At 68.1% G+C, this 18,019-nt stretch carries 16 protein-coding genes; 11 read left to right on the top strand and 5 right to left on the bottom strand.

From position 1 onward, the window contains the following. Positions 1–24 precede the first annotated feature (24 nt). Complete coding sequence (locus QNO12_RS09930; RefSeq protein ID WP_257502406.1) at positions 25–1,038, bottom strand: hypothetical protein; 1,014 nt, start codon at positions 1,036–1,038, stop codon at positions 25–27. Positions 1,039–1,247: 209 nt separating this feature from the next. Then, positions 1,248–2,072 (bottom strand): CPBP family intramembrane glutamic endopeptidase, encoded by an 825-nt coding sequence (locus QNO12_RS09925; protein ID WP_257502407.1) that lies wholly within the window; start codon positions 2,070–2,072, stop codon positions 1,248–1,250. A 164-nt stretch (positions 2,073–2,236) separates the two neighbouring features. On the opposite strand from QNO12_RS09925, the gene QNO12_RS09920 reads away from it, so the two are divergent. The 3 genes from QNO12_RS09920 (at position 2,237) to QNO12_RS09910 (ending at position 6,956) form a co-directional block, all read left to right on the top strand. Next, entirely contained in the window at positions 2,237–4,081 is a 1,845-nt protein-coding gene (locus QNO12_RS09920) for an ABC transporter family substrate-binding protein (RefSeq protein ID WP_257502408.1), read from the top strand. A gap of 172 nt (positions 4,082–4,253) precedes the next feature. Beyond that, entirely contained in the window at positions 4,254–5,771 is a 1,518-nt protein-coding gene (locus tag QNO12_RS09915; protein ID WP_257502409.1) for an ABC transporter permease, read from the top strand. Beyond that, entirely contained in the window at positions 5,772–6,956 is a 1,185-nt protein-coding gene (locus QNO12_RS09910; RefSeq protein ID WP_257502410.1) for an ABC transporter permease, read from the top strand. Positions 6,957–6,967: 11 nt separating this feature from the next. Here QNO12_RS09910 and QNO12_RS09905 read toward each other — a convergent pair whose 3' ends face one another. After that, positions 6,968–7,576, bottom strand: a complete 609-nt coding sequence (locus QNO12_RS09905; protein ID WP_257502411.1) for a PH domain-containing protein — start codon at positions 7,574–7,576, stop codon at positions 6,968–6,970. A gap of 32 nt (positions 7,577–7,608) precedes the next feature. Here QNO12_RS09905 and QNO12_RS09900 point away from each other — a divergent pair, with 32 nt between their 5' ends. The 8 genes from QNO12_RS09900 to QNO12_RS09865 all read left to right on the top strand — a co-directional run bounded on the left by QNO12_RS09900 (position 7,609) and on the right by QNO12_RS09865 (position 15,949). Then, complete coding sequence (locus QNO12_RS09900) at positions 7,609–9,408, top strand: dipeptide ABC transporter ATP-binding protein (protein WP_257502412.1); 1,800 nt, start codon at positions 7,609–7,611, stop codon at positions 9,406–9,408. A gap of 118 nt (positions 9,409–9,526) precedes the next feature. Beyond that, positions 9,527–11,440: a translational GTPase TypA gene (gene typA, locus QNO12_RS09895; protein WP_257502413.1), complete on the top strand. Its 1,914-nt coding sequence runs from the start codon at positions 9,527–9,529 to the stop codon at positions 11,438–11,440. 76 nt (positions 11,441–11,516) lie between these two features. Continuing rightward, a complete protein-coding gene (locus QNO12_RS09890) occupies positions 11,517–12,266 on the top strand; it encodes an AzlC family ABC transporter permease (protein ID WP_257502414.1) in 750 nt (249 codons plus the stop codon). Beyond that, positions 12,263–12,577 (top strand): AzlD domain-containing protein, encoded by a 315-nt coding sequence (locus QNO12_RS09885; RefSeq protein ID WP_257502415.1) that lies wholly within the window; start codon positions 12,263–12,265, stop codon positions 12,575–12,577. Before QNO12_RS09890 ends, QNO12_RS09885 begins: the two co-directional genes overlap by 4 nt. Positions 12,578–12,624: 47 nt before the next feature. Then, the gene (locus tag QNO12_RS09880; RefSeq protein WP_257502416.1) at positions 12,625–13,011 is read left to right on the top strand and encodes a DUF6113 family protein; all 387 of its coding nucleotides are present in this window, start codon (positions 12,625–12,627) and stop codon (positions 13,009–13,011) included. A gap of 9 nt (positions 13,012–13,020) precedes the next feature. Further along, positions 13,021–13,341 (top strand): ferredoxin, encoded by a 321-nt coding sequence (gene fdxA / locus QNO12_RS09875; RefSeq protein WP_257502417.1) that lies wholly within the window; start codon positions 13,021–13,023, stop codon positions 13,339–13,341. A gap of 4 nt (positions 13,342–13,345) precedes the next feature. Next, entirely contained in the window at positions 13,346–14,452 is a 1,107-nt protein-coding gene (dapC, locus tag QNO12_RS09870) for a succinyldiaminopimelate transaminase (protein WP_257502418.1), read from the top strand. Positions 14,453–14,647: 195 nt separating this feature from the next. Then, positions 14,648–15,949 (top strand): citrate synthase, encoded by a 1,302-nt coding sequence (locus tag QNO12_RS09865; RefSeq protein ID WP_257502419.1) that lies wholly within the window; start codon positions 14,648–14,650, stop codon positions 15,947–15,949. 115 nt (positions 15,950–16,064) lie between these two features. Here QNO12_RS09865 and ppk2 read toward each other — a convergent pair whose 3' ends face one another. Both ppk2 and dapD read right to left on the bottom strand, forming a co-directional pair. Next, on the bottom strand, positions 16,065–16,967 hold the full coding sequence (gene ppk2, locus QNO12_RS09860) for a polyphosphate kinase 2 (RefSeq protein ID WP_257502635.1): 903 nt from the start codon (positions 16,965–16,967) through the stop codon (positions 16,065–16,067). Between the two features lie 60 nt (positions 16,968–17,027). Beyond that, the gene (gene dapD / locus QNO12_RS09855; protein WP_257502420.1) at positions 17,028–17,984 is read right to left on the bottom strand and encodes a 2,3,4,5-tetrahydropyridine-2,6-dicarboxylate N-succinyltransferase; all 957 of its coding nucleotides are present in this window, start codon (positions 17,982–17,984) and stop codon (positions 17,028–17,030) included. Between the last annotated feature and the right edge of the window lie 35 nt (positions 17,985–18,019).

The raw sequence follows: 18,019 nt of genomic DNA, 5'->3' as shown, positions 1-18,019 counted from the left end.
GCCTCGAGAGTGGGGGGAAACCCCTCAGTCTCGAGGCGGCGTTGCAGTCTCGCGGCCCTGCCGTCCGCGGCCGCCCAGGAGCGCGCTCAGTGCGAAGAGCTCGCGGGATGCCTCGGGATTGACCGGACGCAGCCCCGCATGTCGCAGCGCTCCGCGCAGCGGGGTCAGCCGCGCCACATCGGCCCAGCCCCAGTGGGCGATGCCCGACGCGTGATGGCCGAGTCGCCGATCGCGATCCTTCTCTTTGCGGATCGCCGTCACCGGCGCCTGGAGCGTTCCGTCGTATTTCACGTCGCCGTCCGCCTCGCCGATGACTCGGGCGGTCTCCCACCACATGTCGCAGCGATCGACCATGCCGGCGGTGACGAATTCGACCTGCAGCCGGGGTTCCTCGAATCCCAACCACTCGATCGCTGCCCGACTGACCGACTCGAGGGGAGTCTCTGCAAGCGCGCTCGCCCGATGCAGCACCCATCGCGCGACCCTCCGACCGCGGCTACTGATCCTGCACTCGTTGTGGGCGACGAGCGCCTCCACCGACAGCAGCGGGTCTCCGCGCAGGGCGGCATCGGACACGGCCAGGCCGACCGCACCGTTTCTCGAGCGGGCGATGTCGACGGCGGTGTCCAGCGGCGACGTAACCAGCAGCCCGCCCACGTCGACGACCGCGCGATCGCCCCGTGTCGTATGCAGCCGGATGCCGCCGCTCAAGCGCGACGTGGTGCCGGGCGTATCCAGTGCGTGGACCTCGAGCGGCTCGCCGAAGGTCGGCAGTCCCAGGATCGCGGCCGCTGACTCGTGGCTGAAGACGATGCCCGGATGGGTCATCGCCGCGGCATGGACGCGCGCCGCATAACGCTGCCACGGCGCGAGCGCGGCCCACAGCGATGCCGGCGCGACGATGCCCCGCCGAACCCGCACGAGACGGCCGCCTGCGATGTCGCGGTCCGCGTGCGCCACCTGCGATGAGCGGGTGAGCGGGATGGGCGAGGAGACCGCGACGAATGAAGAGGGGCTCGGATCGATGCTCAGCGTCATTCCGGCACTCTGACCGGCGCAGCGCGGGCGGCCGGGTCGTCAGGCGGATCCGGTGGACGCATCCTCTCCGGAGCCGTCTGTGGAGGAGCCGTGCTCGCTCCTTCGCCCCCCGCTGCCGCATTCCCCGAGACTGCAACAGCACCTCCAACGGGCGGGCGAACCTCGCTGTCTGGAGGCGCGGTTGCAGTCTCGCGGAAGAGAGAGCGCGGCTACCCGGACGGCGTGGGCGTCGGGGCGGGCGCGAAGACGCCGGGCCACAGCGCGGCGGCCAGGGGGTATCCCACGAACGCCACGACGTCCAGCAGCGTGTGGGCGATCACCAGGGGCATCACCCTGCCCCAGCGGCGGTAGCACCAGCCGAACACGACGCCGAGCACGAAGTTGCCGACGATCGCCCCGATGCCCTGGTACGCGTGATACGCGCCCCGCAGCGCGGCCGTGGTCAGGATGATCGTCCACCACGACCAGCCCACCCGCCTCAGCCGGTCGAACAGATACCCGATGAAGATGACCTCCTCGGTCAGCCCGGCCCGGAGCGCAGCCAGCACCAGCAGCGGGACCGTCCACCACGCCGCATCCAGGGGCGAGGCGACGACGGCGACGTTCAGCCCGAGGATGCGGGAGAGGACGTACAGTCCCAGTCCCGGCACTCCGATCACCGCGGCGAGCAGGATGCCGCGGCCCAGGTCCCCGCCGAACCGCGTGAAGTCCAGGCCGATGCGACGCAGCGCGTTGGTGCCCGGTTCCCAGAGCAGATAGACCACGAGGGCCACCAGCGCCAGCCCGAACACGATGGCCAGAAACTGGTACAGGACGTTCCAGAGGACCTCGGCATCCCGGTCGGGGTTGAGCTGGGTCTGCTGCTGCCCGATCGGGGTGGTGCGCAGCGATGCGCGCACCAGCGACAGCACCGAATACAGCGCCGATTGCCCCACCGTGACGGCCAGGACGATGCCGATCTCCCACCACAATCGGGCTCGGGATGCCGCGGCAGGAGCTTTCCTCTCATCTGGAGGGGTCTTCGGCGAGGTCACCTTGTCAGATTGTCACATCGGGCCCGCGTTGAGTTAAGGCTCTGTAACGTTTTCGCGTGAAGTTTTGACCATCCGATACCAGGTGCTTAGGGTTTCCCTATCCGCGCCCCGTCGTGCTTTGCCTCGACGTGGGCGCACAACCCTGCACAGGAGGAACAGTGAGAATGAAGCGCATCTCGGCAGCGGTGGCTCTCACCGCTGTCGGCGCATTGGTGATCTCGGGTTGCGCCGCCGATGGCGGCGGCGACAGCGGCGACGACTCCGGTCTCGTCGAAGGCTCGTCCATCACCGCCGCGTGGAACCAGGCTTTCTACTCGATGAACGGCAACACGTCGTTCGGCAACGCCACAGCCAACAACAACATCAACTACTTGGTGCTGGACGGCTTCAACTACTACAACAACACCCCGGAGCTCGTCCAGAACACCTCCTTCGGATCGTACGAGCTCGTCAGCGAAGACCCGCTGACCGTCACGTACACGGTCAACGAGGGTGTCAACTGGTCGGACGGGACGCCCATCGACGCGGCGGACCTGATGCTGTACTGGGCTGCCGAGTCGCGCGCGCTGGACACGCCGGACTTCGACCCCGCCGAGTTCACCGACCCCGACACGGGTGAGTTCACCGAGGCATTCCCGACCGACACCGTGTACTTCGACTCCGGTGCAACCCCGACATCCGGCCTCGGCCTGGTCTCGGAGACTCCCGAGGTCGGTGAGGACGGCCGCTCGGTCACCATCACCTACGACGAGCCGTTCGTCGACTGGGAGCTCACGTTCGCGACCATGGGCGAGATGCTGCCCGCGCACATCGTGGCGAAGAAGGCCCTCGGACTGGACGACAACGAGGAGGCCAAGACGGCCATCCTCGACGCCATCGAGAACGCCGACGACGCCGCCCTCGCGCCGATCTCGGCGTTCTGGAACTCCGGCTTCAACTTCACCGAGATGCCGGATGACCCCGAGCTGGTCACCGCCAGCGGCCCGTACATGATCAGCGACTACGTCGCCGACCAGTTCGTCACGCTGACGGCCAACCCGGAGTACAGCGGCGACAACACGGCCAACATCGAAGAGATCACGATCCGCTTCATCCCTGACCCGCTCGCCGCGGTCCAGGCGCTGGAGAACGGCGAGGTCGACGTCATCCAGCCGCAGGCGACCGCCGACATCACGACGGCGCTCGAAGGCATCGACGGCATCACCGTCGACACCAGCCTCGGCGGCACCTACGAGCACGTCGACCTGCAGTTCGACCAGGGCAAGAACCCGGAGAACATCTTCTCGAACCCCGCCGTGCGCGAGGCCTTCATGAAGACCATTCCCCGTCAGGAGATCGTCGACACCCTGATCGAGCCGATCATCGGCGACGCCGCCATCGTGCGGAACTCGCAGATCTTCGTCCCCGGCGCTGAAGGCTACGACGAGTCCGTCGCGGCCAACGGTTCCGAGGCATACGCCGACGTCGACATCGCGGGCGCTCAGGCGCTGCTCGCGCAGTCGGGCATCACCGACACGTCGGTGTGCATCCTCTACGCGTCGAACAACCCGCGTCGTGTCAACGAGTTCGCCCTGATCCAGGCTTCGGCCAACCAGGCGGGCTTCAACGTCACCGACTGTGGTTCGGAAGAGTGGGGCGGCCTGCTCGGCACGCCCGGCGCTTACGACGCCTCGCTGTTCGGATGGCAGTCCACGAGCCTCGGTGTCACCAACTCGCTCCCGACGTTCGAGACCGGCGGCATCAACAACCTCAACTTCTACTCCAGCCCGGCGGTCGACGAGCTCGTCGCACAGCTGAACGTCGAGTTCGACGAGCAGAAGAAGATCGACCTGCAGGTCGATCTGGACACCCAGCTCTGGTCGGACTTCTACGGAGTCACCATCTTCCAGTTCCCGGAGGTCACCGCGATCAGCGACCGCATCACCAACGTGACGTCGTCGATCCTGGCGCCGACGGTGTTCTGGAACGCATGGGACTGGGAAGTCACTGACGCCGGCGCTGAGGAGTAGGCCGCAGGCGACGCTCTCGGCGAGCTAGCTCGCCGCAGATCGGGTGGGGTGCAGGTCCCATGGGACCTGCACCCCGCCGCGTTAGACTCCTCTCAGTGGTAGAGCACGCGGACCAGCAGTACACGCTCTCCAACTGCTCGCGCTGATTCACCGATTGGCAGGCGGCCACACCATGGCTTCATTCATCATCCGGCGGTTGATCGCATCGATCTTCGTGCTCCTCGCCGCCACATTCCTGATGTACGTCCTCACGGCCTTCTCGGGAGATCCCCTAGAAGACCTGCGGCAGGGCAATGCGCCCAACAAAGCCGAGCTCATCGAGTCTCGCACCAAGCTTCTGAACCTCGACGTCCCGCCCCCGCTGCGCTACTTCCTGTGGCTCGGCGGCCTGTTCCGCGGCGACTTCGGGGTCAGCATCCAGAACCAGCCCGTCAACGCGATGCTGGGCAACGCGATCACGGCCACGCTGACGCTGGTCACCACGGCGACGATCGTCGCGATCGTGCTGGGCATCATCGTCGGTATCGTCTCAGCGCTGAGACAGTACAGCGGCTTCGATTACAGCGTCACCCTCATCTCCTTCCTGTTCTTCTCCCTGCCGATCTTCTGGGTCGCGGTGCTGCTCAAGCAGTACGGTGCGATCCAGGTGAACAACTGGCTCAGCGATCCGCGGATATCCGTTCCGGTGATCATCATCGGCTCGCTCGTGACCGGATTGCTCTGGATGTCGCTGATCGGCGGCAGATGGAAACGCCGCCTGATCGTCCTGGCGATCTCCGCGGTGGCGACCGGTATCGTGCTGACCTACCTGTCGGTCACCGAGTGGTTCGCGGACCCGAGCATCGGGATCATCGTCTACAGCGCGCTGGCGCTGGGCATCGCATTCGGGGTCACGGCGATCTCCACCGGGCTGCGCAACCGCAAGGCCGTGTACGCGTCACTGACCGTGGCGGTTCTGGGCATCGCGCTGTACTTCCCGATGATGAACTACATCCTCAACGGGATGACGCTGTGGTTCTTCCTGCTGCTGGTGGTGCTCACCATCGTCGTCTCGGCCGCGATCGGATGGTTCTTCGGCGCCCCCGACCGCGGTCCCGTGATGCGCACAGCCGCGATCGTCGGCTTCCTGGTCGCCGCCCTCGTCGCCCTGGACAAGTACATGTCGTACTGGCAGGCGTACTCGAACTCCAGCCGCATCCGGGGTCGGCCGATCGCCACGGTGGGCGCATCGACCCCCGGTCTGGGCGGCAACTTCTGGGTCCAGGGCATCGACCTGTACACGCACCTGCTGCTGCCGACCATCGCGATCGTCCTGATCTCGTTCGCCAGCTACACGCGGTATTCCCGCGCGAGCCTGCTCGAGGTGATGAACCAGGACTACATCCGCACGGCGCGGGCCAAGGGCCTCACCCAGCGCACCGTCATCGTGCGCCACGCGTTCCGCAACGCACTCATCCCCATCACGACGATCATCGCCTTCGACGTGGGTGCGATCGTCGGTGGTGCGGTCATCACCGAGACGGTCTTCGGCTGGACCGGCATGGGCCGGCTGTTCGTGGACGGACTGGCAGCTCACGACCCGAATCCGGTCATGGCGTTCTTCGTCGTGACCGGCACGCTGGCCGTCCTGTTCAACCTCATCGCGGACCTCGTCTACGCGGCCCTCGACCCGAGAATCAAGGTGGGCTAGATGAACACCACAGTCGCAAACGACCCCGGCTCGCAAGAGACCGAAGCCGTCGCGCAGATCTCCATCGAGCAGAAGGAGACCGAGGGCCTCAGTCAGGGTCAGATCGTCCGCCGCCGGTTCTTCCGCCACCGTGGTGCGCTGGTCTCGATGATCGTCCTCGCACTGATCATCGTCATGGCGTTCACCTCGGTCGGCGTGAACCTCTGGGGGCTGCGCATCACCGGCTGGTGGCAGTACTCGTGGGAGCAGATCCCGCCGAAGATCAACAACGGTGTCCCGACACTCAGCCTGTGGCCGCTGCAGCTGGGCGACCACCCCTTCGGCCAGGACGAGGTCGGTCGCGACATCTTCGCCGTCGTCATGCGCGGTGCGCAGCAGTCCATCATGGTGATGGTCATCGCCGGCGTGGTGGCCACGACGATCGGCGTGGTGATCGGTGCGCTGGCCGGGTACTACCGCAAGTGGACAGACTCGGTGCTGATGCGCTTCACCGACATCATCATCACGATCCCGCTCATCGTCATCGGATCGGTACTCGGAAACACGTTCGGAAGCCTCGGCGCGGCCGTGCTCGGCGTGGTCATCGGCATCTTCGCGTGGACGACCATGGCACGACTGGTCCGCGGCGAGTTCCTCTCACTGCGCGAACGCGAATTCGTCGACGCGGCGCGCGTTTCGGGTGCCCGCGACCGGCGGATCATCTTCCGCCACATCCTGCCCAACGCGGTCGGGGTCATCGTCGTCAACGCCACACTGCTGATGGCCGGCGCGATCCTGCTGGAGTCGGCGCTGAGCTACCTCGGCTTCGGAGTGCAGTCACCGGACACGTCGCTCGGAAAGATCGTCTCGGACAACCAGGCGGCCTTCTCCACCCGTCCATGGCTGTTCTGGTGGCCGGGCATCTTCATCATCGCGATCGCGCTGTGCGTCAACTTCATCGGCGACGGCCTGCGCGACGCGTTCGACCCGCGTCAGAAGAAGATGCCCAGCGAGCGAGCGATGGCGCGGGCCGGACGAGCGTCCGGTCCGATCGCACCGAACGGCAACGCCACTGCAGGCACGGATGCGGCGTCCGTGACCGTGGGCATGCAGACCGCCTTCACCGGAGACGTGGTCAACTTCAACGATCCGCGGCCGGAGGAACCCGGCGACGTCCAGCACAAGCCCCTCGATCCGGAGCGGTGACGGTGCCCCGGCTAGAGCAGCAGACCGATCAGCGTCGCAGCGGCCAGCGCCGCAGTGGTGATGATCGTCGCCCAGTGCCACGTCGCGGTCATCGCGTCCCGGTCGACGCCGTGCGCGAACGCTCCGGCGTCGCGCAGACCCTCCCAGCGCCCGCGGATCACCTGTGCCAGGTTGCCGGTGGGCGTCGTGATGGCGTCGGCGGGGCGCAGCGAGCCGTGCGCGCCGCGGGCGGACGCACCCACCCCGTCGAAGTCCTTGTGCGCCAGCCCCAGCGTGCGGTGGCGGCCGGGAGCCGGCGCCGCCCACACGCCGACGCGTCCGGCGACGGTGTGCAGCGTCAGGGCGTAGCGGGTGTCGATCGCGGTGATCGCCGGCCACGGCACGAAATGCGTGCGCAGCACGTTCACCACGGTGATGCCGTGCTCCTGGACGGTCAGGCTCGGACGCCAGAACAGCGCCCACGCCACGAACGCCACCAGGACGATCGGCCAGACGTAGCGGATTCCGTCCGCGGCATCCGTCCAGAACAGCACCACCGCCCCCAGGGCGCACACCAGCACGGTCACGGCGGCGAGGATTCGCCCGAACACCGGTCGGTAGACAACCTCTTGGAACGCCATGAGCTCAAGTTTCGCAGATGGGAAACCACCACATGACTGACATCACAGGCATCGGTGCCGAGATCGCGGCGTCGCACCGGGCCCTGCCCGAGAAGATCCTCCAGGTCGAGAACCTGGGCGTCGAATTCTGGGTCGAGGGCGAGTTCTATCCCGCCGCCATCGACATGAACTACACCGTGCGCCGCGGCGAGGTGCTGGCCATTGTCGGCGAGTCCGGCTCGGGCAAGAGCACCAGCTCGATGGCGCTGCTGGGCCTGCTGCCGGAGAACGCGCGCGTGACCGGTTCGATCAAGCTGCTCGATCGCGAGCTGCGCGGCGTCGACGACTCGACGCTGCGCGCGCTGCGGGGCAACGAGATCGCCGTGATCTTCCAGGAGCCGATGACCGCGCTGAACCCGGTGTACACGATCGGCTTCCAGATCGTGGAGGCGCTGCGCTCCCACAACGCGTCGCTGGCGCCCTACGAGGCGAAGGCGCGCGCAATCGAACTGCTCGGCCTGGTCGAGATGCCCAACCCGGTGCAGTCATTCGACAAATACCCGCATCAGCTCTCCGGGGGTCAGCGTCAGCGCGCGATGATCGCGCAGTCGATCTCGTGCGACCCTCTGCTGCTGATCGCCGACGAGCCCACCACGGCGCTGGATGTGACGGTGCAGGCGGAGATCCTGGACCTGCTGCGCAACCTCCACAAGCGCCTGGATTCCGCGATCATCCTGATCACCCACGACATGGGCGTGGTCGCAGACCTCGCCGATCGCATCCTGGTCATGAAGAGCGGCGAAGTGGTCGAATCCGGCACTGTCGATGAGATCTTCCACGCGCCGCAGCATCCGTACACGCAGCAGCTGCTGGCTGCCGTCCCGCACCTCGGTCTGGGCGTGCTGGAGGAAGCCGACGTCAGCGTCGCCGAACTGATCGTCGAGGACCCGGCCGTTCCGGTCATCGCGCAGATCCGCGAACGCGCGTCCGAGGCCGCCGAGGACGTGGACGCCCGGCCGCCGGTGCTCCTGTTCGAAGATGTCGCCATCGACTACCCGAAGCGTGGGCGCATCCCCGCCTTCCGCGCCGCCGAGCACATCAACCTCGAGATCCATGCGGGGGAGATCCTCGGTCTGGTGGGGGAGTCCGGATCGGGCAAGACCACCCTGGGACGCGCGGCGATCGGGCTGCTGCCGATCGCCGAAGGCAAGCTCACCGCCGTCGGCACGGACATCTCGAACGCGTCGCAGAAGGACCTCCGCGCGATCCGGCGCCGCACCGGCATCGTCTTCCAGGACCCGGCCTCCTCCCTGAACCCGCGGATGCCGATCGGACAGTCCATCGGCGAACCGCTGCTTCTGGCCGGGGAGGCCAAGGGCAAGGAGTTGGACAGGCGCGTGGAGACGCTCCTGGACCAGGTGGAACTGCCCCGGTCGTACCGCAACCGCTTCCCGCACGAGCTCTCCGGCGGTCAGCGTCAGCGCGTCGGCATCGCCCGCGCCCTCGCCCTCGCGCCGGAGCTGCTCGTCGCGGACGAGCCGACCTCCGCGCTGGACGTGTCGGTGCAGGCGCGGTTCCTGGAGCTCCTGCAGGAGATCCAGGGTCGTCTGCAGTTCGCGTGTCTGTTCATCAGCCACGACCTGGCCGTCGTCGACATCCTGGCTCACCGCATCGCCGTGATGCACCTGGGCAAACTCGTCGAGACGGGCACGCGCGATCAGATCCTGCGCGGCGCATCGGACCCGTACACGCAGCGCCTCATCGCCGCCGTGCCCGTGCCCGATCCGGAGGAGCAGCGGATCCGCCGGGAGGCGCGCGCCCTGCTTCTGGACGCGGAGAGCCGGGCCGGCTGAGCCGTTCGCGGAGCTGCACGGAGGGCGTCGCCGCACGGACGCGGCAGACGTTCAGGCGCCGACCGGTAGAATGTATCAGCCCGGTTCCGGGCGATTCCCCGTTCTGCAAGGATTCTTCATGGCGCGCGCCCTCCGTTCAGACCTCCGCAACGTAGCGATCGTCGCCCACGTCGACCACGGCAAGACGACGCTCGTGGACGCCATGCTGCGCCAGACCGGGTCGTTCGGATCGCACGAGCACATGGAAGAACGCGCCATGGACTCGAATGACCTCGAGCGCGAAAAGGGGATCACGATCCTCGCCAAGAACACCGCGATCACCTACAAGGGCGTGCACGCGACCGACGGTCCCGTCACCATCAACGTGATCGACACGCCCGGCCACGCGGACTTCGGCGGCGAAGTCGAACGCGGCCTTTCCATGGTCGACGGCGTCGTGCTGCTCGTGGACGCGAGTGAGGGCCCACTGCCGCAGACCCGGTTCGTGCTGCGCAAGGCCCTCGAGGCGAAGCTGCCCGTGATCCTGCTGGTGAACAAGACGGACCGCCCGGACGCGCGGATCGCCGAAGTCGAGGAGGAGAGCCACGACCTGCTGCTGGGGCTGGCCTCCGACCTGGTCGATGATGTGCCCGACCTGGACGTGGACGCCCTGCTGGACGTGCCGGTCGTGTACGCGAGCGGTCGCGCCGGTGCGGCATCCCGCAACCGTCCGGAGAACGGATCGCTGCCGGACAATGACGACCTGGAGCCGCTGTTCGAGGCGATCCTCGAGCACGTGCCCGCGCCGTCCTACGACGACGAGGCCCCCCTGCAGGCATGGGTGACCAACCTCGACTCCAGCCCGTTCCTCGGACGCCTCGCGCTGCTGCGCGTGTTCAACGGCACCCTCAAGAAGGGGCAGACCGTCGCCTGGGTCCGTGCCGACGGAACCACCAGCAGCGCCCGGATCACGGAACTGCTCAAGACGCGCGCTCTGGAGCGCTACCCGGCCGAAAGCGCCGGTCCCGGTGACATCGTGGCCATCGCCGGGTTCCCGGACATCACCATCGGCGAGACGATCGCCGACCCCGACGACGTGCGGCCGCTGCCGCAGATCCACGTCGACGAGCCGGCGATCTCGATGACGATCGGGACCAACACCTCGCCGCTGGCCGGAAAGGTCAAGGGTCACAAGCTGACTGCGCGCCTGGTCAAAGACCGTCTGGACCGCGAGCTGATCGGAAACGTCTCGCTCAAGGTCGTCGACATCGGCCGTCCCGACGCGTGGGAGGTCCAGGGCCGCGGTGAGCTGGCGCTGGCGATCCTGGTGGAGAACATGCGCCGCGAAGGCTTCGAACTGACCGTCGGCAAGCCGCAGGTGGTCACCAAGAAGATCGACGGCAAGGTGTACGAGCCCTTCGAGCACCTCACGATCGATGCTCCCGAGGAGTACCTCGGCGCGATCACCCAGCTGCTGGCCGCGCGCAAGGGCCGCATGGACAACATGACCAACCACGGCACCGGCTGGGTGCGCATGGAGTTCGTCGTCCCCTCGCGGGGCCTGATCGGCTTCCGCACCGAGTTCCTCACCACCACCCGCGGCACCGGCATCGCCAACGCGATCTCGCACGGCTACGAGCCGTGGGCCGGCCAGATCGTGACCCGGCAGAACGGCTCGATCGTCGCGGACCGCTCGGGTGTGGTGACGCCGTTCGCGATCATCGCGCTGCAGGAGCGCATGTCCTTCTTCGTGCAGCCCACCCAGGAGGTGTACGAGGGCATGGTGATCGGCGAGAACTCGCGCAACGACGACATGGACGTGAACATCACCAAGGAGAAGAAGCTGACGAACATGCGTCAGTCCACCTCCGACACGTTCGAGTCGATGACCCCCTCGCGCCAGCTCTCGCTCGAGGAGAGCCTCGAGTTCGCCCGCGAGGACGAGTGCGTCGAGGTCACTCCCGAGATCGTGCGCATCCGCAAGGTGAACCTCGACCAGACCGAACGCGCCCGCGCCACGTCGCGAATGAAGCGCCAGGACGCCAACGCCTGATCCGTCGCTGCCGTCGGGCCGCGGACTTCGCTGCGGCCCGACGGCGCCGGACGCACCGGTCGGTAGGCTCGACCGGGTGAGTTCCGAGCCCGCCACTGGGGATGCCGAGAGCCGGCGCGCGTGGCGTCAGGGCCTGAGCGTGGCTCTGGCCACCAGTGCATACGGGGTCTCGTTCGGGGCGCTGGCCGTCGCCGCCGGGCTCGATGTCTGGCAGACGTGCGTGCTCAGCCTGGTGATGTTCACGGGTGGTTCGCAGTTCGCCTTCGTCGGGGTCATCGCCGCCGGGGGACTGGCCGCCGCCCCCGCGGCGATCGCCTCGGCATCCCTCCTCGGCGTGCGCAACATCGCGTACGGCATGCGGATGTCGCCCGTGCTGGGCACCGGCTTCTGGCGCCGCGCGGCCGCCGCCCACTTCACGATCGACGAATCGACCGCCGTGTCGCTGGCACAGACCACGCGTCGCGCCCGCACCCTGGGCTTCTGGGTCACCGGGATCGGCATCTACGTCGGGTGGAACCTGTCCACGCTCGCCGGCGCCCTGCTCGGCGACGTGCTGGGGGATCCGCGCGCGTATGGCCTGGATGCCGCGGCCGCCGCCGCATTCCTGGCCCTGCTGTGGCCGCGGCTGCGGCACCGTCAGCCGATCGCGGTCGGCATCGCCGCGGCGGTCGTGGCGACCGTCCTCACGCCCGCCCTGATGCCCGGGGTGCCGGTGCTGGTGGCGGCCGCCGTCGCCGTCCTGGTGGGCTGGTTCAACTGGCTGGGTCTGGGCGTCGAACCGCCCGACGAGCCGGGGGATGTCGCGGAGCGGGAGGGTCTGCCGTGACGCTCTGGAACGCGGTGCTGCTGGCCTCGATCATCTGCGTCGCGCTGAAGACACTCGGCTACCTCATGCCGCAGCGGCTGCTGGAGGCGCCGCGGCCCGCGCGGATCGCGGACCTGCTGACCGTGGCGCTGCTGTCCGCCCTGGTCGCGGTGCAGACGCTCGGCGCCGGGCAGGCCGTCGTCGTGGACGCGCGGATCCCCGCCGTCCTGGTGGCCGCCGGCCTGCTGCTGGTCCGGGCCCCGTTCCTGGTGGTGGTCGTCGCGGCGGCGCTGGTCGCGGCCCTGCTGCGGCTCTGGGGGCTGGCCGCTTGACGGCGGCGAGCGACGAATGCCGTGTATCGGAACGTAAGCTTGCCCGCGTGAAGTCCGCCATCCCCCGCATCGCGACATGGGTCGTCGCCGTCGTCGTCGGCGCCGTGTACGGCCTGGCCGGGACGATCGCGCACGCGTACCGTCTGGGCTGGTTCCCGCTGGGCCTCGTGCTGGCGATCATCGGCAGCGCCGCCCTCCTGGCCGCGGTGCGGCTGCTGACCTCCGATCGTTGGGCGGGTCTGGCCGCAGGGGCCGGCATGATCGCGGCGACGCTGGTGTTCTCGGGTCGGGGTCCCGGCGGTTCGGTCATCGTGCCGCAGACGGACCTCGCGGTCATCTGGAGCATCGCGGTGCCGATCCTGGTGGCCGTCGCGGTGGCGTGGCCGAGCCGTCTGGCTGCGCCGGCGACCGACATGGCTGCCCGGTCGAATTAGACTGAACACGTGACGTATGTGATCGCTCTTCCGTGCGTGGATGTGAAAGACCGCGCCTGCATCGACGAATGCCCGGTCGACTGCATCTACGAGGGTGATCGGATGCTGTACATCCACCCCGACGAATGCGTGGACTGCGGCGCGTGCGAGCCGGTCTGCCCGGTCGAGGCGATCTACTACGAGGACGACCTGCCCGACGAGTGGCAGGACTACTACAAGGCGAACGTCGAATGGTTCGAGGACGTCGGCTCGCCCGGCGGTGCCGCCAAGGTCGGGGTCATCCACAAGGATCACCCGATCATCGACGCCCTTCCGCCGCAGGCTCCGTAGCGCCGTGGGCGTCGCGGACCTCGCCGATTACCCCTGGGATGCCGTCGCACCGTATGCGACGCGGGCACGCGCCCATCCCGACGGTCTGGTCGACCTCTCGATCGGGTCGCCGGTGGACCCCACTCCGCGCGTCATCGGCGCCGCGCTGTCCGCCGCGACGGACGCGCACGCCTATCCGCAGACCGTCGGTACGCCCGCCCTGCGGGAAGCCATCGTGGAGTGGTACGCGCGTCGCCGTGGCGTGCCGGGCCTGAGCCCGCAGAACGTGCTGCCCACGATCGGCTCCAAGGAGCTGGTGGCGCTCCTGCCGCTGCTGTTGGATCTCGGCCCCGGTGACGTCGTCGTGCACCCGCGTGCGGCCTACCCGACGTACGAGGTCGGCGCGCGCCTGGTGGGCGCCACGCCGATCGCGGCGGACGACCCGCAGTCCTGGCCGGACGGGACGCGGCTGGTCTGGCTCAACTCGCCCGGCAATCCGGACGGACGGGTGCTGGATGCCGACTCCCTGCGTGCTGCGGTGACGCGGGCGCGCGAGCTGGGCGCCGTCCTGGCCTCGGACGAGTGCTATGCCGAGTTGGGCTGGGAGGCGCCGTGGGACGCCGAGCCGATCCCGTCCGTGCTGGACCCCCGCGTGAGCGATGGTGACGTCCGCGGCATCCTGTCGGTGTACTCCCTGAGCAAGCAGTCGAATCTCGCCGGATACCGTGCGGCGTTCCTCGCCGGCGATCCGGAGATCGTCGCGCGGCTGACCACCGGACGCAAGCATCTCGGCCTGCTGCTGCCGGCGCCCGTGCAGACCGCCATGGTCGCGGCGCTCGGGGACGACCAGCACGTCGCGGAGCAGAAGGACCGCTACCGCGCCCGGCGGGCCACGCTCAAGCCCGCGCTCGAATCCGCCGGCTTCCGGATCGATTCCAGCGAGGCCGGACTCTATCTGTGGGCCACCGAGGGCCGGGACGCGTGGGACAGCCTCGGGCGCCTGGCCGAGCTGGGCATCCTCGCCGGGCCCGGCCACTTCTACGGCGAGCACTTCCCCCGCCACGTCCGCCTCTCGCTGACGGCCACCGACGAGCGGATCGCCGCGGCGGCCGCGCGTCTGGGTGCGCGGTGAACGGCGCTGAGGTTTCCTCCAGCCGAATCCGCCCGGCTTTGGCCGTGTCCGCAGTATGCCGACGGGGCCATTAGGCTGTAACGGCGCGGTGACGGTGCATCCCCTGTCATCGCGTCGGCCCTCGGACTCGCCCCACGGTGCGACCCGCAGGGCCCTCGAAACCCCCGGACCGACCAGGAATCGCGAGGAGGCGCCGTGAGCGACGCGGGCACCCAGCAGGACAAAGCCATCCTCACCATCGGTGATCGGACCGCCGAGTTCCCACTGCTTCACGGCACGAACGGGACGATGCCGAGCGTGGACGTGTCCACGTTCACACGGCAGACCGGCCACACGGCGCTGGATTACGGCTTCGTCAACACCGCCGCGACGAAATCCGCGATCACGTTCATCGACGGCGACCAGGGGATCCTCCGGTACCGGGGATATCCGATCGAGCAGCTGGCGCAGAACAGCACCTACCTCGAAGTCGCGTGGCTGCTCATCTACGGCGAGCTGCCCAGCGCCGACCAGCTCGGCGAGTTCGATGACCGGATCCGGCACCACACGCTTCTGCACGAGGACCTCAAGCGGTTCTTCTCGGCCCTTCCGCCGACCGCCCACCCCATGTCGATGCTGTCCTCGGCGACCTCGGCGCTGTCGACCTACTACGAGAACCAGTCCGACCCGAACAACCCCGAGCACATCGAGCTGAACACGATCCGGATGCTGGCGAAGATGCCCGTCATCGCGGCGTACGCGCACAAGAAGAGCATCGGCCAGGCATTCCTGTATCCGGACAACAACCTGAGCTTCGTCGACAACTTCCTGAAGCTGAACTTCGGGGTGCTCTCGGAGATCTACGACGTCGACCCGGTGATGTCCCGCGCGCTGGAGCGGCTGCTGATCCTGCACGAGGACCACGAGCAGAACGCCTCGACCTCGACCGTCCGGCTGGTCGGGTCGACCGGTGCCAACCAGTTCTCGTCGATCTCCGCCGGGATCAACGCGCTCTACGGCCCGCTGCACGGCGGCGCCAACGAAGCGGTGCTGGACATGCTCGCGCGCATCCGCGATTCCGGTGAGAGCGTGCAGCGCTTCGTCGAGCGGGTGAAGAACAAAGAAGAAGGCGTGAAGCTCATGGGCTTCGGGCATCGGGTGTACAAGAACTACGATCCCCGCGCGAAGCTCGTCAAGGAATCCGCGGACGAGGTCCTCCAGGCGCTCGGGGTCAGCGACCCGCTGCTGGATCTGGCCAAGGAGCTCGAAGAGCTCGCGCTCAGCGACGACTACTTCCGGGAGCGTCGGCTCTACCCGAACGTGGACTTCTACACCGGCGTGATCTACAAGGCCATGGGCTTCCCCACTCGGATGTTCACGGTGCTGTTCGCGATCGGCCGGCTTCCCGGCTGGCTCGCCCACTGGCGCGAGATGCAGACCGACCCGCAGACCAAGATCGGCCGTCCCCAGCAGCTGTACACCGGGGCGCCCGAGCGCGACTATCCCGGCGTGGGCTGATCGAATGCCGCGGCGGCTGGTGCGCCAGCCGTCGCCGCGCCTCCCGGAGGGCCGGCTGACGCTTCTGCAGGGCGCACCGGCCGGTGCCGCCCGGCAGCGGGGCGTCCGCGACTGATCAGTCGCCGCTGCCGCCGTTCTGTCCGTCCTCGGCTTCTTCGCGATCGGCGATCCTGGCGGCATCCTTCTCGCGCGCGCGCTTGCCCTTGGACGCGTCGATGCGTTCAGCGCGGTGGCGCTTCTCGACCTCTTTGGCGTAGTCCGGAACGTGCGAGGTGAAATCGCGCGGCGGACGTTCGTATCCGCCGGACGGCGGCCGCGGGGGGACGATCACATCCGCTCGCTCGACGACCTCGTAGGGCACCTGGGAGAGCAGGTGGGCGATCGTGTTGATCCGTCCTCGCCGCTTGTCCTCATTGTCGACCTCCCACCACTTCGCCTCCGGGATGTCGGTGTGCACGAACATGGTGTCCTTGGCGCGCGAGTAGTCCTCCCACTTGGTGATCGACAGGACGTCGTTGGGGCTGAGTTTCCAGCGCCGCATCGGGTCGCTCGCGCGGTCGCGGAAGCGGCGCTCCTGCTCGACATCGGAGACGCTGAACCAGTACTTGATGAGGATGATCCCGTCCTCAACCAGCATCCGTTCGAAGATCGGCGTCTGGTGCAGGAAGCGGTGGTACTCGGTGCTGGTGCAATAGCCCATGACGTGCTCGACGCCGGCCCGGTTGTACCAGGACCGGTCCATCAAGACGATCTCGCCCGCTGCGGGCAGGTGCGGCACGTAGCGCTGGAAGTACCAGCGGGTCTTGTCCCGCTCGCTGGGGGTCGGCAGCGCCACGATGCGGGTGACGCGCGGGTTGAGGTACTCCGAGACGCGTTTGATGGTGGAGCCCTTGCCCGCGGCATCCCTGCCCTCGAAGATGACCACGACGCGGGCGCCGTTCGCCTGCACCCACGCCTGCATGTCCACCAGCTTGGCCTGCAGCACCATCAGTTCGGCTTCGTACAGCTTCTTGCCCATGCGTGCGCTCACGAGAGTCCCTCGTCCCCTGCCGCGATCGATGCGCGGACGTTTTCGACCTTACGCGTGCAGCACGTCGTTGAGCGTGACGCCGGCACCCGCGCGGCGCACCGCCTCGATCGCGCCGGTGAGGGAGTTGCGTCGGAACAGAATGCCGCTGCGGCCGGACAGGTCGGCTCCCTTGGCGGTCGCCGGGCCGCCGTCGGCACGCGGCGGTTCATCGGCGAGCACGATCTTCGAGCCCGCCGTGACGTACAGTCCGGCCTCCACCACGCAGTCATCGCCCAGCGAGATCCCGACGCCCGCATTGGCACCGAGGAGGGTCCGCGCGCCGATCGAGACGCGGTGCGCGCCACCCCCGGAGAGGGTGCCCATGATGGACGCACCGCCGCCGATGTCGCTCCCGTCACCGACGACCACGCCCTGCGAGATCCGCCCCTCCACCATCGAGGAGCCCAGCGTGCCGGCGTTGAAATTGACGAAACCCTCGTGCATGACGGTGGTGCCCGGGGACAGGTAGGCGCCGAGGCGCACCCGCGCGGCATCCGCGATCCGGACTCCCGGAGGGCTGACGTAATCCAGCAGTCGCGGGAACTTGTCCAGCCCCTGCAGTTGGATGCCGTCGCGGGTGAGGAACGGTCGCAGACGCGCGGCGTCGTCGGGATGCATCGGGCCCGCGTTCGTCCACGCGACGATGGGCAGATGCGAGAAGATGCCGTCGAGGTTGACGGCGTTCGGCGTCACGAGACGGTGCGACAGAGCATGCAGACGCAGGTACGCGTCGGGGGTCGAGGCCGGGGGCTGGTCCAGGTCGACCTCGATCACGACGACGTCGACGTCGACGTCCCGGCGCGGGTCCGGCACCGCGTGGCGGTCCAGTTCGTCCGGCGGAATCGCCGGATCCATCCCGAGCGGAATCCGCCCGGCGGCCGGGGCCGGATACCACGTGTCCAGAACTGTGCCGTCCGCGGATGTCGTGGCCAGCCCGACACCCCATACCCACCGCTGATCGTCCATCCCTCCACGCTACCGGCCCGGCGCCGGGCCATCAG

The sequence above is a fragment of the Microbacterium sp. zg-B185 genome, assembly GCF_030246885.1.
Classification (GTDB): domain Bacteria; phylum Actinomycetota; class Actinomycetes; order Actinomycetales; family Microbacteriaceae; genus Microbacterium.
This window is presented reverse-complemented; position numbering and strand designations above follow the sequence as displayed.

Coding starts and splice junctions, on each gene's coding strand:
- QNO12_RS09915 (WP_257502409.1), top strand. CDS start 4,254: ATGGCTTCATTCATCATCCGGCGGTTGATCGCATCGATCTTCGTGCTC.
- QNO12_RS09900 (WP_257502412.1), top strand. CDS start 7,609: ATGACTGACATCACAGGCATCGGTGCCGAGATCGCGGCGTCGCACCGG.
- dapD (WP_257502420.1), bottom strand. CDS start 17,984: ATGGACGATCAGCGGTGGGTATGGGGTGTCGGGCTGGCCACGACATCC.
- QNO12_RS09930 (WP_257502406.1), bottom strand. CDS start 1,038: ATGACGCTGAGCATCGATCCGAGCCCCTCTTCATTCGTCGCGGTCTCC.
- ppk2 (WP_257502635.1), bottom strand. CDS start 16,967: ATGGGCAAGAAGCTGTACGAAGCCGAACTGATGGTGCTGCAGGCCAAG.
- QNO12_RS09910 (WP_257502410.1), top strand. CDS start 5,772: ATGAACACCACAGTCGCAAACGACCCCGGCTCGCAAGAGACCGAAGCC.
- typA (WP_257502413.1), top strand. CDS start 9,527: ATGGCGCGCGCCCTCCGTTCAGACCTCCGCAACGTAGCGATCGTCGCC.
- QNO12_RS09905 (WP_257502411.1), bottom strand. CDS start 7,576: ATGGCGTTCCAAGAGGTTGTCTACCGACCGGTGTTCGGGCGAATCCTC.
- QNO12_RS09920 (WP_257502408.1), top strand. CDS start 2,237: ATGAAGCGCATCTCGGCAGCGGTGGCTCTCACCGCTGTCGGCGCATTG.